The sequence below is a fragment of the Anoxybacillus suryakundensis genome, assembly GCF_001418025.1.
Lineage (GTDB): Bacteria > Bacillota > Bacilli > Bacillales > Anoxybacillaceae > Anoxybacillus > Anoxybacillus tengchongensis.
In genome coordinates, this window is record NZ_LIOK01000018.1 from 1 (window position 1) to 16,786 (window position 16,786).

Consider the following 16,786-nt stretch of genomic DNA (forward strand, 5'->3'; position numbering starts at 1 on the left):
TGATAGTTTTTCTGCCGATGAATGGCGGTTGGAGCCTCATTCTGTTTTAGATATTTGCTTACGGTATTTCTTGAAATCCCTAATTTTTGAGCAATTTGTCGTTGGGATAGCCCTTCTACCTCATGCAAGAATTTGATATGATGAAATTGAGCCATCTTGATCATCCTTTTTCTCTCCCTCTGATGAAAAGTTTAGGCACTTTCAATCATAAGGGAGGTAATGAAAATTGGAAATCAGGTGGCTCATTTTTTATGTGATCGAACCCTTCAAAAGTGGCTCAATTTTAAATTATCAAATACAATTTTTCACTATCTTCTTTCTCATCTTAATCCCCATCTATATTCGGTTGCCTTTTGGGTGGACAAAAAAAGGAATCGTGGTTTTATTAACGGTCGCTTGTTTATTAAGCGTCTTTGGCATGATTGCTGTAAAACAATTTCCACTTTGGCAAGCGGTATTATTTCTTTTACTTTTAGTGATTGCTAGCACATATTTACTTGAACAAAAGCTCGGTCATTTATTTTATGCACGTATTCATGAGCACGATTCAATTGTAGTGAACGATGTAGAAGGTGAGCAAAACGAAGAACCGATATTTATGATCAAAGAAGTGGTAGAAGAAAAGCAGGAAGAAGAACGTGACCTCCAACAAAAACAAACGGAAGAAATGGAATTCGAGTGGCTTGAAAGTAACGGGCTAGAAGAAGTTGAACAACATGGTTCCGTTGAGCCTCTTCGCAATAATGAATACGATCATATCATTGAACCATTAACCGAAATGGACGATGTGATTGAAACGCTACATATAGTGTACAATGACAGTACAGATGTAAATAACGAACATCATGAGCTGGACGATGAACAATGGGTTGATTTGTCAGACGAAGAAAACGATGAGCTAACATATAATCAACCTTTGTTTGAAACAGAAGAAAATGAGTTGCTTAACATGGACGAGCTTGTTGTTGACGGGATGACTGAGTATTTTGTCGATGAAAAAAATGAAATCGAGACAGTTATAGAAGATGATGGCATAGTAGATGAAAAGAAAAATGAGATGGAAATGATTCCAGTCATCGAAGGAGATGCCATTGGTGAAAAACAGCAAGATGAAGCAGAAAGCATACCGATTGTCGAAGAAGCCATCGTGTATGTGGACGAAGAACCGTCTGCATATAGTGAAACAATAGCGATAGAAAAAGGTGATGAAGCGATACGTATGCTTCCAAAACCGTTCATGAAAAATTTACTCGCTTCTTTATACACCATGCGTCCGTTGTTATCGGACGAGGAATATGAACAGCTAATTTATAAACATTTACATCCTCGTTTACATGAGCAAGATTATTATACATTTGCGAATGTATTAATGGAGCATTACGTTGCTTCGAAACAATATGACAAGTTATATGATGTGGCGAAACAATTGTACGGGCAATATGAGCCTTATCCAATTATTCAACAACAATTAGCACACATGATTCATTACGCTGAACAAAAAATGGGGTGGAAAAAATGAAAAGTAGTGCACAAGTTATTGGTCTTCCAGTCATTAGCATTCAAAACGGAGTTCAACTTGGACAAGTGAAGTCACTTGTCATAAACCCAGAAAAAGGAACAGTCGACTTTTTAATTGTTGATCAAGAAAATTGGGAAATTAGTATGAAAGCGATTCCGTTTCGAAATGTGATCGGAATTGGCGAATTTGCGGTAACGGTTGAAGAAGAAAGAGCTGTTCTCGATTTAAACGTCATTCCTATTGCGAATGAGCTTGTCAATAAAAAAATTGCGATTAAACAAGCGAAAGTGATGACGAGAAAAGGTCAATTGCTTGGAGAAGCAACAGAATTTTATATTGACGAAGAGACGGGACAAATTACAGGTATTGAAGTACAAATCGGAAACGACTCTCGCATCATTCGTGCCGATCATGTCATTACATACGGAAAAGATTTATTAATTGTTCATGAAGATGCGCAACAAACGCTTGTTTCCAATGTTGATGCGTTGTTGTCACTAAAGGGAACACAAGTAGAACCGCTCATTGAACAAATTGTTCCAAAGTCATTTGAAAATGAGATTGATGAACTGCGCAAAAAACAGATCGACATGTTAACAGGAAAACGAGTATTAAAAGATATTTTTGACGCAAATGGTCAAGTGCTCATTTCAAAAGATACAATTTTAACGAAAGAAGACGTCATGCGCGCGCAAGAAGAAGGACCTGATGTTGTTATTGAATTGTCTATGAACGTCGAATAAGGAGGCGTATGCCGTGCGCCGAATCGTTTCATTCAAGCTATTTTTTACGTTACTCATTACCGTTTCATATTTACTTGCTAGTACAAAATTGGCAACGTGGGCGTACGAGTCGTTTGCTAGCGGAGACAAATTTGCCGAAGGAACGATGATCGGACCGATTGACGTATCCAATCGTTCATATGAAGAAGCGCATGAACAAATGAGTCAAAAAGTGAACGAATGGAAGCAATCAGCAAAGATGGCGCTTGTACTGGAAGGAAAAGAGGTAACGGTACAAACGAATCATTTTACGTTTCATATTGAGGAGAGCATGAAACAAGCGGTGAGCGGGAAGCACGCCCCTCTCCTCGTTTCTGTTGATGCCAAAGCATTGCAAGATGCCATTTCTTCTATCGGTGCATCAAACGACTTGATTGATGTGGAAAAGGTGAAAACTCATTTGGAACAAGCAGCTGCCTCACTCACATCTACTCAACTATCGCTTGTTCAATACGTGCGGGAAGACATGCAACAACAAACAATATTGTCGCAAGCTGTTATTCCTTTACATGAAGAGCTTCGTATAATTCCGACAACAACAATTGTTATTGAGCCAAAGCAAGTATTTTCTGTTTTGGACTTTTTCAAAAAACAAGGAATAAGTTTATCAAAAGAAGCAATGACGTTATTTGCGTCAGTTTTATATGAAGCGATTGTACCAACGAACTTTGAAATTGTTGAACGACATACGAGCGCCGTATTGCCAAACGGAGTCAAAGCAGGATTTGAAGCAGCTGTTGAACAAGACAAAAAAGATTTTATTTTCTTTAATCCAAACGATCGGGCATACACTTTTGAATGGGTGATCGAAGGAAATGACATGCGAGCGTCTTTGATCGGTGCACCATTTATATATCAATACGTATTAAAAACAGATCCTATTGAGTACTATGATCCGAAAACAATTGTACAATATAGCGCATTGCTGAAGCCGAACGAAAAGCGAATAAAAGAAGAAGGAAAAAAAGGAATGCTTATTCGCTTATATAAAGAAGTGTACGATCGAAACCGCACGTTAGTTGAAACGGTTCTCGTTTCAGAAGATTTTTACCCGCCGATTCATCGCGTCGAAGTGCGTGGATTACGAGCGGGAGCAAATAACGAAGCGAGTCCAACCCCAAGTGAGACACCTTCAGCACAACCATCACAACAAGAAGATATATGGGGAAATGAAAACGAGCAAATCAAAGGAAATGAGGATGAGACCTCATGAAAAAACAAGAGCGAAAACGATTAGGTGATTTGTTAATTGAAGCAGGGCTCATTACGAAAGAACAGCTTGAAGAAACGTTAAAAGAAAAGGCTCCTGGGCAAAAATTAGGCGATGCGTTATTGCAACGCGGCTATATTACCGAACAACAATTAATTGAAGTATTAGAGTTTCAGCTCGGCATCCCACACGTTAGCTTATATCGGTATCCGATTGATCCAAAATTAACGAACCTTGTACCAAAAGAATTTGCGAAACGCAATATGCTCATTCCTTTAAAGCAAGAAGGGGATCGGCTATTTGTCGCCATGGCAGACCCGATGGACTTTTTTGCGATTGATGATTTGCGTCTATCGACCGGCTTTCATATTGAAGTGGCGATCGCATCAAAAGATGATATTTTACGGGCAATTAATAAATATTACGATATTGATGATTCGGTTGAAGAATTTTTAAACATTGCATCGGTACAAGAGTCCCGCGAACAAGAGAAACTTGTTGAAGACGATTCGCCGATTGTGCGGCTCGTTAATCAAATTTTACAAATGGCTGTAGAACAGCGAGCAAGCGATATTCATATCGACCCCCATGAGACAAAAGTCGTCATTCGTTATCGAATTGACGGGATTTTACGTACAGAACGAGCGTTGCCGAAACATATGCAAGGGATGTTAACGGCACGCATTAAAATTTTAGCAAATATGGATATTACAGAACATCGCGTGCCACAAGATGGGCGCATTAAAATGAATATTGATTTTCATCCGATTGATTTGCGTGTATCGACGTTGCCGACGATTTACGGTGAAAAAATTGTTATGCGCGTGCTTGATTTAGGCGCGGCATTAAATGATTTAAATAAACTCGGATTTAATAAAGTAAACTTGCAACGGTTTATTCAACTTATTGAGCAGCCGACGGGGATCGTATTAATTACGGGACCGACGGGTTCAGGAAAATCATCGACACTTTATGCGGCGTTAAACCGATTAAACGGTGAACATGTGAACATTATTACAATTGAAGACCCTGTCGAATATCAGCTTGAGGGGGTTAACCAAATTCAAGTGAATCCAAATGTCGGGATGACGTTTGCAGAAGGGTTGCGCTCGGTTTTACGGCAAGACCCGAACATTATTATGGTCGGGGAAATTCGTGATCGCGAAACAGCGGAGGTAGCAATTCGTGCGTCTTTAACGGGACATCTTGTGTTAAGTACGTTGCACACAAACGATGCATTAAGCACGGTCGCTCGTTTAATTGATATGGGCGTTGAACCGTTTTTAGTTGCGACATCACTTTCAGGAGTTGTTTCACAACGTCTCGTGCGCCGTGTTTGCCGCGATTGCCAAGCAGAACACGAGCCGACGAAGCGAGAAATAGATATTTTTGCCCGGCGTGGTTTGAAAATTGAAAAAGTGATGCGCGGTCGAGGCTGTCCGACGTGTAATATGACCGGGTATAAAGGACGTATTGCGCTACATGAGTTAATGGTCATGTCTGATGACATGAGAAAAGTTATCTTAAATGGGGAACCGCTTTCGAAATTACGTGAATTAGCAATAAAAAATAAAATGATTTTTTTAATTGATGATGGTCTACTAAAAGTAAAGCAAGGACTGACGACAACAGAAGAAGTGTTGCGTGTAAGTATTGTCTAGGGTGATGAAGATGAAACAAAAAGTAGATGCGATGTTGCGTGCCGCATTTGAGTTAAAAGCATCTGATATTCATGTGACGGTTGGTATTCCCCCTATTTTTCGCATTAATGGGGATTTGAAGCGATATGGACAAGACGTATTGTCACCAACCGATACGGAACAAATGGCTAAAGCGATCGTTCCTGAAAAGATGTGGTCTCATTTTGAAGAGCACGGGGAGCTGGATTTGTCATATAGCCTCGCAGGCGTTTCGCGTTTTCGTGTTAACGTATTTAAACAACGAGGCTGCATATCGCTTGCGATCCGTATTGTGCCGACAAAAATTCCGACGCTTGACGAATTGCAACTACCAGATGTATTGAAAAAGATGGTAACAAAACCCCAAGGGCTGATTCTCGTCACAGGACCAACGGGAAGCGGAAAATCGACGACGTTAGCCGCGATGATTGACTATATGAATAAAACGATGCGCAAACATATTATTACGCTTGAAGATCCTATTGAATATGTGCATAAACATGGGGGATGTGTCATCGATCAGCGCGAAGTTGGGACCGATACGAACAATTTTGCAAACGGTTTGCGGGCAGCACTTCGGCAAGATCCGGACGTCATTTTAGTCGGTGAAATGCGCGATTTAGAAACGATTCAAACAGCAATTACCGCCGCAGAAACAGGACATCTCGTATTCGGTACGCTCCATACGTCAAGTGCGCCTGCGACGATTGATCGAATCATTGACGTGTTTCAACCAGAACAGCAGGCACAAATTCGCATTCAGTTGGCGACCGTTTTAGTTGCGATTATTTCGCAACGATTATTTCCGCGCGCACAAAAAAATGGAAGAATTGCAGCGACAGAAATTTTAATCAACAATGCAGCTGTTGCGAATTTAATTCGCAATGGGAAAATTCATCAAATTCCAAGCGTCATGCAAACAAACCGCGCACTTGGCATGCATACGCTTGAGGCGAGCATTAAAGAGCTTGTGCAGCAAGGATTGATCGCAAAAGAATCGGTCGAGCCGTACTTGCAGGAAGGATGATGATAAATGGCGCAATTTCGCTATGAAGCACGCGACGTGCGCGGGCGGGTAAAAAAAGGAACGATCGTTGCTTCGTCGCGACGAGATGTCATGATGAAACTGCGCGAACAACGATTAAAAGTCATTGATGTGCGTGAAATCCCCCAGACGTTATTAACAAAAGAAATTACGTTTGGTAATCCCGTCAAACTACAACATTTCGTCATTTATTTGCGTCAATTTGCAACGCTTTTAAAGGCAGGAGTAACGATTGTTGACGCCACTCGTATTTTAGCCGAACAAACAGAAAGCAAAGCGTTAAAAAAAGCACTGACGCATATTGAAGAACAATTAAGAAGCGGTCAACTGTTATCTACAGCGATGACTAATCACCCAAACATTTTTCCTCCGCTTGTCATCAATATGATTCGGGCTGGAGAAGCGAGCGGAAGTATGGAAGAAACGCTTGAGAGGCTTGCGGATCATTTTGAAAAAGTGCATCGGACACGCCAAAAAATTGTTTCCGCTTTGGCATATCCTGTTGTTGTTGGAATCATTGCTGTCATCGTTGTCATCTTTTTGCTCGTTAGTGTCGTACCGACGTTTGTTTCGATGTTTGCGGATTTCGGGGCGGAGTTGCCAGCGATTACGAAGTTTGTGCTACGTGCAAGTGAAGTGATGCAAACGTACTGGTGGGGCGTTATTTTACTTATGTTTATGATGTACGGCTTACTTCTGTTGTTAAAGAAGCAAAAAAAGACGAAATATTATTTAGATGTGATCGTATTACGCATGCCGATTTTCGGCAGCATGATGCAAAAGGCGGTACTTGCTCGCATGACACGCACATTAAGTTCCCTTTTTTCAAGCGCTGTCCCTATTTTACAAGCGCTTGCGATCGTTGAAGCGGTCGTTGAAAATGAAGTCGTTGCTCGCGTCATTCGCACATCGCGTGATGCGCTTGAGCGCGGAGAATCGTTAACGGAACCTATGAAGCGACATTGGGCATTTCCTCCGCTCGTGACGCAAATGATTGCGATTGGAGAACAAACGGGTTCATTAGATGCGATGCTTGCGAAAGTAGCTGACTTTTACGAAGCGGAAGTCGAAGCAGCGACCGATCGATTAAAATCATTAATTGAACCGCTCATGATCGTGTTGCTCGCTAGCGTCGTTGGGACAATCGTCACATCCATTTTAGTCCCGATGTTTGATATATTTAATCATATTCAACAATAAAACTAGTACTTTTCAACTAGATTGGTTATCGTGTAAAATGATGAGAGAAAACAAAAAATTGCAAAGGAGAGGAATTATGTTAAAGAAATTGATTCGCAATGAGAAAGGTTTAACGCTAATCGAGTTGTTGGCAGTGATCGTTATTTTAGGAATTATTGCTGCCATTGCGATTCCGAGTATTGGGGGATTAATTGAAAATTCTCGCAAAGACGCACATATCGCAAATGCTCAACAAATGGTCAATGCAGCAAGACTAGCGTATACAGCAGATAGCACAGTAACAGAGTATACTTTGCAATATTTAGAAGAAAAGAAGTACTTAGAACCTGTCAAAAAGCCTGGTGGCGGAGAATATGATAAAGAAGAATCAAAAGTGGTTTTAGATAACGGTGTATGGAAAGTGACGCTAGTATCAGATAACACAAAACACATTGATAATGAAGATCCAGGTAAAGTTAAAAGGGATGATGTAACATTATAATCTTTACATTTGTCCTCGGTCTTCTTCTCGGCTCTTTTTATAACGTTGTTGGGTTAAGGGTGCCGAAAGGGGAGTCGATTGTTGCGCCGCGTTCGCATTGTCCATCTTGTAAGCGAACGTTGACAGCGTTAGAGTTAATTCCGGTCGTTTCGTATATGTTGCAAAAAGGGAAATGTCGCGCGTGTTGTGCGCGCATTTCCTTTGTTTATCCGTTCGTTGAGCTGTCCACGGCTATATTGTTTACGCTCGCTCCATTTCTTGTCGGTTGGTCAGCGGAAGTAGCCGTTAGTTGGACGCTCATTTCTTTATTCGTTATTATTTTCGTTTCTGATGTGCATTATATGATTATTCCAGACCGTGTTTTATTATTTTTTGCGCCACTTCTTTTCATTGAGCGCATATGGCTCGTGCCGCTTACTCCTTGGTGGGATAGTCTGCTCGGTAGTTTTGTTGGATTTATGATGTTGTTTCTTATTGCCCTTGTGAGTAAAGGTGGAATGGGCGGTGGAGATATTAAACTATTTGCAGTGATCGGTTTGGCGCTTGGGGTAAAATTAACGGTTTTAGCATTCTTTTTATCGACGTTCGTTGGAACGATGTTTGGTCTGATTGGCATGGCAATAGGGCGTGTGAAGCGTGGCGAACCGATGCCATTTGGACCAGCCATTGTTGTTGGTACGCTAATCGCCTATTTTTTTGGTGAAGCGATGATTGATATGTATGTAAAGGTTATGATGTAAGGAGAACAAACTATGCGGCTTTTTTCGATGAAAAATAAAGTGGGCAACATTGTCATAAAAGACCACGTCATTCGCTATGTAGAGCTAAAACAACAAAAACCGCTCATATGGCATACATGCGAGGAATGGCCGCTTCCAGAAGGGATTGTGCGCGACGGGAAAATTGCTGATGAAGAGCAACTTGCTCACATTATGGAGCAATGCGTCGATATGTGGAACATAAAACGTCGTCGCGTCCGTTTTCTCGTGCCTGATCCGCTTATCGTCATTCGTAAAATTCCGTTACCGAAAGAAATGGAGCATGAGGACATACGCAGTTATTTATTTATGGAAATTGGTGCGACCATTCCACTTCCGTTTGAAGATGCGGTATTTGATTATGCGGTGCTTGAGAAAACGAAAGAAGCGCTCCACGTTTTATTATTTGCAGCTCCAGAAGCAAACGTGATGCAATATGCAGAACTGTTTGAAGCAGTTAAATTAAAACCGATTGTGGCCGATATTTCTCCGCTTAGTTTATATCGCTTATTTTACACGTTTGATTTAGCGAACGACATCGATCACTTTTTATTTGTTCAATTTGATTTATCATCGTTAAACGTCAGTGTCTTTCATCAGCATCGTCCGATATTTACTCGTCAGTTAGCGTTTGATTCACAATGGACATGTTGGGAAAAAACGAATGAAGGATGGAAATGGTTAAAGGAAGGACAACCTGAACGTCAACTGGAAGATGTATACAAAGAGCTAGAGCGTGTCATGAACTTTTATCGTTTTTCACTGCAAAAAGGTGAGGCGCAAATTACGCGCATCGTCATGACTGGCGATCATCCGCTCATTCATACGTTTTCCCACTTGTTACAAGAGCGTCTTGATGTGGCAGTGGAAACGTTAACGTTGCCACTTTCGATCGACCCTACTTACTACCTACCAATTGGACTCGGATTAAAAGAGGGTAATGCACATGTTAGTAGAAATTAACTTACTCCCAAAACGAGAACGGAAATCCCGTTTCATGCCGCTTTTATCGATTGTGATAGCGGTCTTGTTCATTGTTGGTGCAACAACATTTTATTTCATTGTGCAGCGTATGGAACAACAAATTGCGCAATTAAAAACGGAGCTCGATCAAACGAAAGCGTTGCGCATCGCTGAAGAAGAAAAACAAAAAACAGCAACGAACGCATCCGTCGGAGTCCAGTTACAAGAAGCGATTCAATGGGCGGAACAATATCCGATTCATACGATCGCGCTATTGCACGAACTGATTGAACGGTTGCCTGAACGCGGCTTTTTAATGAACGTTTCGTATGCCCGTGACGGTGCCATTCAATTGACGGCTCAATTTGATACAACACGTGAAAGCGCCGCCTATTTACAAGCTCTAAAAGATGCATCGTTTATCACTGATGTAAAACTGACGAGTTTAACCGCAGTAGAAGAAAAGGCTGAAGAAGAAGGAACAATGCCACGATATATCGGACAATTTTCTATTCAATTAAATATGGAAGAATGGAAAAAACAGCAACAAGGAGGGGGAACATGAGAAAAACTTTAATGATCAGCCTCTCTCTCTTGTTGTTTGTGTTACTATCATTTGCGCTTTATATGTATGTATATAAACCGCTCGATGATCGACGTGAGCAATTACAAACAGAATTACAAACGGAAAAAAAGTTGTTACAAACGCTACAAAGTAAACAAACATCGGACGAATTGCGCACGAGCATCGTTGAACTACAAAAACGTGTTCCTGTTCAACCGTTTGTTGAGCAATTTTTATTAGACATTGAAAAAGCAGAGGTCGTATCAAATAGTGAAGTATTGTCGCTTACTTTTCAAGAAGGAGAAAACGTTGAAGGACCTCCAACGCCGATTCAAAAATTGACAGTCAATCTATCTGTTCGTTCTCCTTCCTATTTTGCACTCGAACAATTTATTGATGTGTTAGAACGATCAAAGCGCATCGTTTCCGTTGATTCATTATCGTTCACAGGATATGAAGAATGGACGACGGTCATGGATGAAGTGCCACAACTGTCTTATTCCTTAACTGTGTCAACGTTTTACGCACCAGAATTGCGCCAATGGATTGAGCAATTGCCACCGCTTGATTTACCGCAACCGAGCGAAAAGCGAAATCCGTTTCCTTCATTAACGGAACAATAAAGGGGTCGGTTGGATGCAAGATGAACGAGGAATGACGCTAATCGAACTGTTAGCTGTCATTGTCATTTTAAGTATTTTAGTCATGATTGCGACTGTGTCTGTCGTTGAGGTCATTAAAAAGTCACGTGATCGGGCGTTTGTTGCGACAGCGTATACGCTGTATGAAGCAGCACGGCTTCACGTTGGTGCGCAAAAAGTAGAGTTTTTAACGCCAAATCAAAGTGAGATATTGACGTACAAACAATTAGCGAATGACGGTGTCATCGAAGTGATCATTGATCCGTATACGTCAAAGCGTTTGCCGCCGAGCGATGATTCGTACGTCATCGTAACAAAACAAAGCGATGGTCACATTCGCTACGCTGTTTGTTTAAGAGGGGAAATGAAGCAAATTTGTAAAGAAAACGGTGTGCCAGTTGACCAATTGTCGGTCAACGACATTCAAGAGCGATAGTGCGAAATTTGACGAAAACCTTCCGCAACGAGACGACAAATGTCTCGTTTTTTTTTTCTTTTTTTATGTTACGATGGGCGAAGAATGACAGCGGGAGGGAAAAAAATGGACAAGCCAGCGAAAAAAGCGATCGTTATTAAAGTGAACGGAAAAGAGCAACCGTACACGTCAGTGACAAATACATTGCCCCAATGGTCGAACGAGGAAAGCAATGAACAAAGTGAAAAACAAGATGAGCTCATACCATTTGAAATGAGTAAACGATATACAAGATCACCTTGGCGCTCCTTTGTATTAGCGATCGCTTTAGCGGTTGTTCTTGGGACAAGCTTCGGCTTACTTGTATTAACAATCATCCCGACAACAGAGAGCAAACCGACTTCAACAACGACGTTACAACAAGAACAAAATGAAGAAGTGCCAACCTCACAACGAACAGAGACGATTTTCGTCGTTCAAGGTGGGGTGTTTCAAGATGAAAAAGCAGCAAATGTATATGTACAAAAAATAAAGGCACAACAACGTCCGAGTGTAATAATTGGAAAACAACCTGTTTATGTATTTTTAGGCATGGCATTGACAAAAGAGGAGGCAAAGCAGATCGCAAGTTTATATGAATCGCTCGGAATTGACACATACGTAAAACCGTGGAATGTACCCATCGATGAAAAAGAAAGTGAACCTTTTGTGATGATCGTGTCCGTTATTAGTCGATTGTTGAATGGACAGCAACTTCAAAATGAACAATGGAAACAGCTACAATCGTATTCGCCTCACAATGAGCAAGTGAAAAAAGCATATGAAGCGCTTTTTACTTTTCGTCAATCAAATGACCAAAAGCAATTATGGGAAGCACAGCAACATATATTACACGTTTTACATTAAGAAGCGAACAGCTTCTTTTTTTGTCGAACCGTTGTATATTGTGTATAAATTTGGTACGATACAAGTGTATCTTCCTTGAAACAAACGCTCATGACAGAAAGGTGATGACGATGCAACTTGTATTAGCTTCTAGTTCTCCTCGTCGCAAACAACTTCTTCGTATGCTTGGACTTCCGTTTGACATCCTCGTCAGCGATGTCGATGAATCATTTGATGCTAAGTTATCCCCAGATGAAATTGTACAACAGCTCGCGTATAAAAAAGCAAATGCGGTATGGCAACAAGCAAGTGATGCGTGCGTCATCGGTGCTGATACGATTGTCGTATGTGAAGGAGAAGTGCTTGGAAAGCCAACAAGTGAACAAGACGCCTTTCGGATGTTGAAACGTCTATCTGGAACAACACATGAAGTATGGACAGGGGTAGCGATTTGTACAGCAAACGAGTGCGTGACGTTTGCTGAAAAAACGAACGTTACATTTTGGCCACTTTCAGATGAAGACATTCGGGCTTATATTGCGACAAAAGAGCCACTTGATAAAGCGGGAGCATATGGCATTCAACAGCGCGGAGCACTTTTTGTCCAAAAAATTGAGGGTGACTATTTTTCCGTTGTTGGTTTGCCGATCGCAAGGCTCGCTCGTGAATTAAAAAAATTCGGATTTTATCCATTTCGCTAAAAAAAGGGTTAAAATAGAGGGGGGAACGTATGCTTATTCGCCATGTTCCGCCCGATGAACGCCCGCGTGAACGCTTGCTTTCCGAAGGACCGCAAAGCCTATCAAATCAAGAATTGTTAGCTATTTTGCTTCGCACGGGGACAAAACAATATTCCGTTCTCACGCTCGCACAACATTTACTCACCCATTTTGAAGGACTTCGACAGCTAAAAGATGCGACAATTGAAGAAATGACAAGTATTAAAGGAATCGGAAAAACAAAAGCGATTCAAATTATTGCAGCGCTTGAACTCGGTCGGCGTGTGCATCAACTTCAATATGACGACCGTTACGTCATTCGTTCTCCAGAAGATGGTGCACGATACGTCATGGAAGATATGCGTTTTTTGAGCCAAGAACATTTCGTTGTGTTATATTTAAATACGAAAAACCAAGTGATGCATAAAAAGACTGTATTTATTGGTAGTTTAAATGCATCGATTGTCCACCCGCGCGAAGTGTATAAAGAGGCAATTAAACGTTCAGCAGCATCCATTATTTGTATCCATAATCATCCGTCAGGGGATCCAACACCGAGCCGCGAAGATATTGAAGTGACGCGCAGGCTCGCAGAATGCGGTCGTCTCGTTGGCATTGAGTTGCTTGACCATTTAATTATTGGCGACAAAACATATGTAAGTTTAAAAGAAAAAGGATATGTGTAAATCATTCTCTTTTCATTGCAATTGCGTTATAATAAATGTCATGAGTTTTTGAAAGCATTTTGTTTCAGAAAGGAAGATACGAATATGTTTGGCATTGGATCAAGAGATCTCGGAATAGATTTAGGCACTGCAAATACGCTCGTATACGTCAAAGGAAAAGGAATTGTTTTGCGCGAGCCTTCTGTTGTCGCGCTTCAAAAAGATACGAAACAAATTGTGGCGGTTGGAAATGAAGCAAAACAAATGATCGGACGTACGCCAGGAAATGTTGTTGCGCTTCGTCCGATGAAAGACGGGGTCATTGCAGATTACGAAACGACAGCGATTATGATGAAATACTACATTAAACAAGCAACGAAAAATAGCGGATTGTTTGCTGGAAAACCATACGTCATGGTGTGCGTACCGTCAGGGATTACGGCAGTAGAAGAGCGTGCAGTCATCGATGCGACTAGACAAGCAGGTGCTCGCGATGCTTATACGATCGAAGAACCGTTTGCAGCGGCAATCGGGGCAAACTTACCAGTATGGGAGCCAACAGGAAGCATGGTTGTCGACATCGGGGGCGGCACAACGGAAGTTGCTGTCATTTCTTTAGGTGGCATTGTGACGAGCCAATCGATTCGCGTTGCGGGTGACGAAATGGATGAAGCAATTATCCAATATATCCGCAAAACGTACAATTTAATGATCGGGGAGCGTACAGCGGAAGCGATTAAAGTTGAAATTGGTTCAGCAGGAAATCCAGAAGGAATCGGAAGCATGGAAATTCGCGGTCGCGACTTGTTAACAGGCTTGCCAAAAACGATTGAAATTCATGCGGAGGAAATTGCTGAAGCGTTGCGTGATACCGTATATGCGATTGTTGATTCTGTGAAAAATACGCTAGAAAAAACGCCTCCAGAGCTTGCTGCCGACATTATGGATCGCGGAATCGTTTTAACAGGTGGGGGAGCGTTGTTACGGAATTTAGATAAAGTCATTAGCCAAGAAACGAACATGCCAGTCATTATTGCTGAAAATCCGCTTGATTGCGTCGCAATCGGTACAGGAAAAGCGCTTGATCATATCCATTTATTTAAAAATAAAGCGCGAGACCATCGCTAATGTGTAAGAAGGTGTTCTCATGCCGAAGTTTTTCTTAAATAAACGGCTCATTATATTACTTGTCAGCATCATGGTTCTCGTTGCCTTGATCGGCTTTTCATTAAAAGAGCGAAACGAACTAAGTTGGATGGAAAAATTCGTGAAAGACACCGTTGTTTTTATGCAATCGATCGTGCATAAGCCCGCACAGTTTGTTGCGGGCTTCTTTGAAAATGTGAATGATTTGCGCCATACATATGAAGAGAACAAGCGTTTAAAAGAACATTTAGAGCAATACGTTCTTTTGCAATCAGAAGTGGAGTCGTTAAAGAAAGAAAACGAACGTTTGCGTGAACTTTTGAATAAAAAAGAAAGTTTACGTGACTTTGTTGCTATTCAAGCGACAGTCATTGGGCGCAATCCAGATCGCTGGGAAGAGACGTTAATTGTCAATAAAGGGTCGCAGCACGGTGTGAAAAAAGATATGGCTGTTATTACACCTCAAGGGTTAATCGGCAAAGTGCGTAGCGTCTCTCCATTTAGCGCAACGGTGCAATTGCTGAGCGCAAAAGATCGACAAAACCGCATTTCCGCATTTATTCAAGGAGATGAAAACGTATTCGGCTTAATAGAAGGATACGATGAAGAGAGAGAAGCGTTGCTGTTAAAGCGCATTCCATATGATGCAAAAATAGAAAAAGGGCAGCGCGTATTTACATCAGGACTTGGTGGGATTTTTCCAAAAGGATTGTTTATCGGAGAAGTTGAAGAAGTCGTTGCGGATGAATACGGGCTTACACAAATTGCCTATATCAAGCCAGCAGCGAATTTTTATGACATTGATGATGTGATCATTGTGAAACGAAAAATCGAAATGTCGCAAGAGGAGGAAGAACAATGAGCCGCTTGTTTCTTCCTTCCCTTGTGACCGTTATGTTTTTATTAGAAAGCATTATTGTTCAATTGTTTTCACAGCCATTATTTGATGTTTATTTGCTCGTGCCGCGTATGTTGCTCGTTTTAATCGTGTTTATTACGATTTTTATTGGGCAAACAGAAGGAATGACGTACGGATTCATCTTCGGTCTATTATACGATGTAGCATATACGGAACTATTAGGTGCTTATGCCTTTGCCTTTTCGCTCATTGCTTATTTAATTGCAAAAGCGATGAACGTTTTGCATAAAAACGCATGGACGGCTTCTTTTTTTGCCATTGTGGCGATTGCATGTGTGGAGTGGTACGCATACGCCATTCAACTCGTTATTGGTGGAACGACTATGTCTGTTCAAACGTTTTTTCAGGCACGCTTTTTACCAACGTTGTTTATTCATACAATTGTCATTTTGATCATCGCCTATCCGCTAAAGCAAACGTTGTTAAAGTGGCATGAGAAGCGGGATGAATCGTCGCCAGTGTGAAGGAATACAAAAAAATGCGGAGAAATATGTATTGAGGTGAAAGTCGTGGCTGGCAAGGAGAAAAGAGCATATGTGTCGATGAAAGGGACGAAAGAAGGGTTGACGTTGCATCTTGATGATACGTGCGCCTATGACGAGCTATTAAAACAAGTGGACGAATTGTTGATGACGACAACTCGAGATGAGGAAGGTCCGCTTGTTGCGGTGCACGTGCATGTTGGCAACCGATATTTGACGCGTGAACAAGAAGAAAGATTGCGCGATGTCATCCGAATGAAAAAAAATTTAATTGTGCACTCGATTGTAAGCAATGTGATGACGAAACAAGAGGCGTTGGAGTGGAAAAAGAAAAATGAAATTGTGTCCGTTGCGAAAATCGTTCGTTCTGGACAAGTGCTACATATCGATGGGGACTTGCTTTTAATCGGTGATGTGAATCCTGGCGGAACCGTCATTGCGACAGGAAATATTTTTGTGTTGGGGGCGTTACGCGGCATTGCTCATGCAGGGTATGATGGAAATCGCCAAGCGATCATTGCTGCTTCAGTCATGAAGCCAACACAGTTGCGCATTAGCGATGTGATGAATCGAGCACCAGACTATCGTACTGACGAAGGAAATGAAATGGAGTGCGCTTATATTGACGAACATGATCAAATTGTTGTCGATCGACTCCAACTATTAATGCATTTACGTCCGCATTTAACTCGGTTAGAAGGGAGTTTTTGAC

At 41.4% G+C, this 16,786-nt stretch carries 20 protein-coding genes; 19 read left to right on the plus strand and 1 reads right to left on the minus strand.

The window, feature by feature from the left end; genetic code table 11:
- Window positions 1–164 (minus strand): sigma factor-like helix-turn-helix DNA-binding protein (locus ASC42_RS13785; RefSeq protein WP_141653528.1); only part of this gene is annotated, 164 nt, incomplete at its 3' end.
- A gap of 212 nt (window positions 165–376) precedes the next feature.
- On the opposite strand from ASC42_RS13785, the gene ASC42_RS11075 reads away from it, so the two are divergent.
- The 19 genes from ASC42_RS11075 to minC all read left to right on the plus strand — a co-directional run bounded on the left by ASC42_RS11075 (window position 377) and on the right by minC (window position 16,785).
- Window positions 377–1,519, plus strand: coding sequence for a hypothetical protein (locus tag ASC42_RS11075; protein WP_245191200.1), 1,143 nt, complete (start codon window positions 377–379; stop codon window positions 1,517–1,519).
- Window positions 1,516–2,262, plus strand: a complete 747-nt coding sequence (locus ASC42_RS11080; protein WP_055441807.1) for a PRC-barrel domain-containing protein — start codon at window positions 1,516–1,518, stop codon at window positions 2,260–2,262. The genes ASC42_RS11075 and ASC42_RS11080 overlap by 4 nt, the downstream gene beginning before the upstream one ends.
- 13 nt (window positions 2,263–2,275) lie before the next feature.
- The gene (locus tag ASC42_RS11085; protein WP_055441808.1) at window positions 2,276–3,514 is read left to right on the plus strand and encodes a VanW family protein; all 1,239 of its coding nucleotides are present in this window, start codon (window positions 2,276–2,278) and stop codon (window positions 3,512–3,514) included.
- On the plus strand, window positions 3,511–5,172 hold the full coding sequence (locus ASC42_RS11090; RefSeq protein WP_055441809.1) for a GspE/PulE family protein: 1,662 nt from the start codon (window positions 3,511–3,513) through the stop codon (window positions 5,170–5,172). The genes ASC42_RS11085 and ASC42_RS11090 overlap by 4 nt, the downstream gene beginning before the upstream one ends.
- Before the next feature lie 10 nt (window positions 5,173–5,182).
- Entirely contained in the window at window positions 5,183–6,217 is a 1,035-nt protein-coding gene (locus ASC42_RS11095; protein ID WP_055441810.1) for a type IV pilus twitching motility protein PilT, read from the plus strand.
- 6 nt (window positions 6,218–6,223) lie between these two features.
- Window positions 6,224–7,435: a type II secretion system F family protein gene (locus ASC42_RS11100; RefSeq protein ID WP_055441811.1), complete on the plus strand. Its 1,212-nt coding sequence runs from the start codon at window positions 6,224–6,226 to the stop codon at window positions 7,433–7,435.
- Between the two features lie 76 nt (window positions 7,436–7,511).
- A complete protein-coding gene (locus ASC42_RS11105; RefSeq protein ID WP_055441812.1) occupies window positions 7,512–7,916 on the plus strand; it encodes a prepilin-type N-terminal cleavage/methylation domain-containing protein in 405 nt (134 codons plus the stop codon).
- On the plus strand, window positions 7,910–8,656 hold the full coding sequence (locus ASC42_RS11110) for a prepilin peptidase (RefSeq protein WP_055441813.1): 747 nt from the start codon (window positions 7,910–7,912) through the stop codon (window positions 8,654–8,656). The genes ASC42_RS11105 and ASC42_RS11110 overlap by 7 nt, the downstream gene beginning before the upstream one ends.
- Window positions 8,657–8,668: 12 nt before the next feature.
- Window positions 8,669–9,637: a type IV pilus biogenesis protein PilM gene (gene pilM, locus ASC42_RS11115; RefSeq protein ID WP_055441814.1), complete on the plus strand. Its 969-nt coding sequence runs from the start codon at window positions 8,669–8,671 to the stop codon at window positions 9,635–9,637.
- Window positions 9,621–10,202: a PilN domain-containing protein gene (locus ASC42_RS11120; RefSeq protein ID WP_055441815.1), complete on the plus strand. Its 582-nt coding sequence runs from the start codon at window positions 9,621–9,623 to the stop codon at window positions 10,200–10,202. The genes pilM and ASC42_RS11120 overlap by 17 nt, the downstream gene beginning before the upstream one ends.
- On the plus strand, window positions 10,199–10,825 hold the full coding sequence (gene pilO / locus ASC42_RS11125) for a type 4a pilus biogenesis protein PilO (RefSeq protein ID WP_055441816.1): 627 nt from the start codon (window positions 10,199–10,201) through the stop codon (window positions 10,823–10,825). Before ASC42_RS11120 ends, pilO begins: the two co-directional genes overlap by 4 nt.
- 13 nt (window positions 10,826–10,838) lie before the next feature.
- Window positions 10,839–11,279 carry a type II secretion system protein gene (locus tag ASC42_RS11130; protein WP_055441817.1) on the plus strand — a complete coding sequence of 147 codons (441 nt, stop codon included), beginning with the start codon at window positions 10,839–10,841 and terminating at the stop codon, window positions 11,277–11,279.
- Between the two features lie 105 nt (window positions 11,280–11,384).
- Entirely contained in the window at window positions 11,385–12,164 is a 780-nt protein-coding gene (locus tag ASC42_RS11135; RefSeq protein WP_055441818.1) for an SPOR domain-containing protein, read from the plus strand.
- Between the two features lie 110 nt (window positions 12,165–12,274).
- On the plus strand, window positions 12,275–12,844 hold the full coding sequence (locus ASC42_RS11140; RefSeq protein WP_082435727.1) for a Maf family protein: 570 nt from the start codon (window positions 12,275–12,277) through the stop codon (window positions 12,842–12,844).
- A gap of 29 nt (window positions 12,845–12,873) precedes the next feature.
- A complete protein-coding gene (radC, locus tag ASC42_RS11145; protein ID WP_009361735.1) occupies window positions 12,874–13,548 on the plus strand; it encodes a RadC family protein in 675 nt (224 codons plus the stop codon).
- 84 nt (window positions 13,549–13,632) lie between these two features.
- On the plus strand, window positions 13,633–14,655 hold the full coding sequence (locus ASC42_RS11150) for a rod shape-determining protein (protein ID WP_006320433.1): 1,023 nt from the start codon (window positions 13,633–13,635) through the stop codon (window positions 14,653–14,655).
- A 19-nt stretch (window positions 14,656–14,674) separates the two neighbouring features.
- A complete protein-coding gene (gene mreC, locus ASC42_RS11155; RefSeq protein ID WP_055441820.1) occupies window positions 14,675–15,535 on the plus strand; it encodes a rod shape-determining protein MreC in 861 nt (286 codons plus the stop codon).
- Window positions 15,532–16,056: a rod shape-determining protein MreD gene (gene mreD, locus ASC42_RS11160; protein ID WP_032100212.1), complete on the plus strand. Its 525-nt coding sequence runs from the start codon at window positions 15,532–15,534 to the stop codon at window positions 16,054–16,056. The genes mreC and mreD overlap by 4 nt, the downstream gene beginning before the upstream one ends.
- Before the next feature lie 78 nt (window positions 16,057–16,134).
- Complete coding sequence (minC, locus tag ASC42_RS11165; protein WP_221261142.1) at window positions 16,135–16,785, plus strand: septum site-determining protein MinC; 651 nt, start codon at window positions 16,135–16,137, stop codon at window positions 16,783–16,785.
- Window position 16,786: the final 1 nt, after the last annotated feature.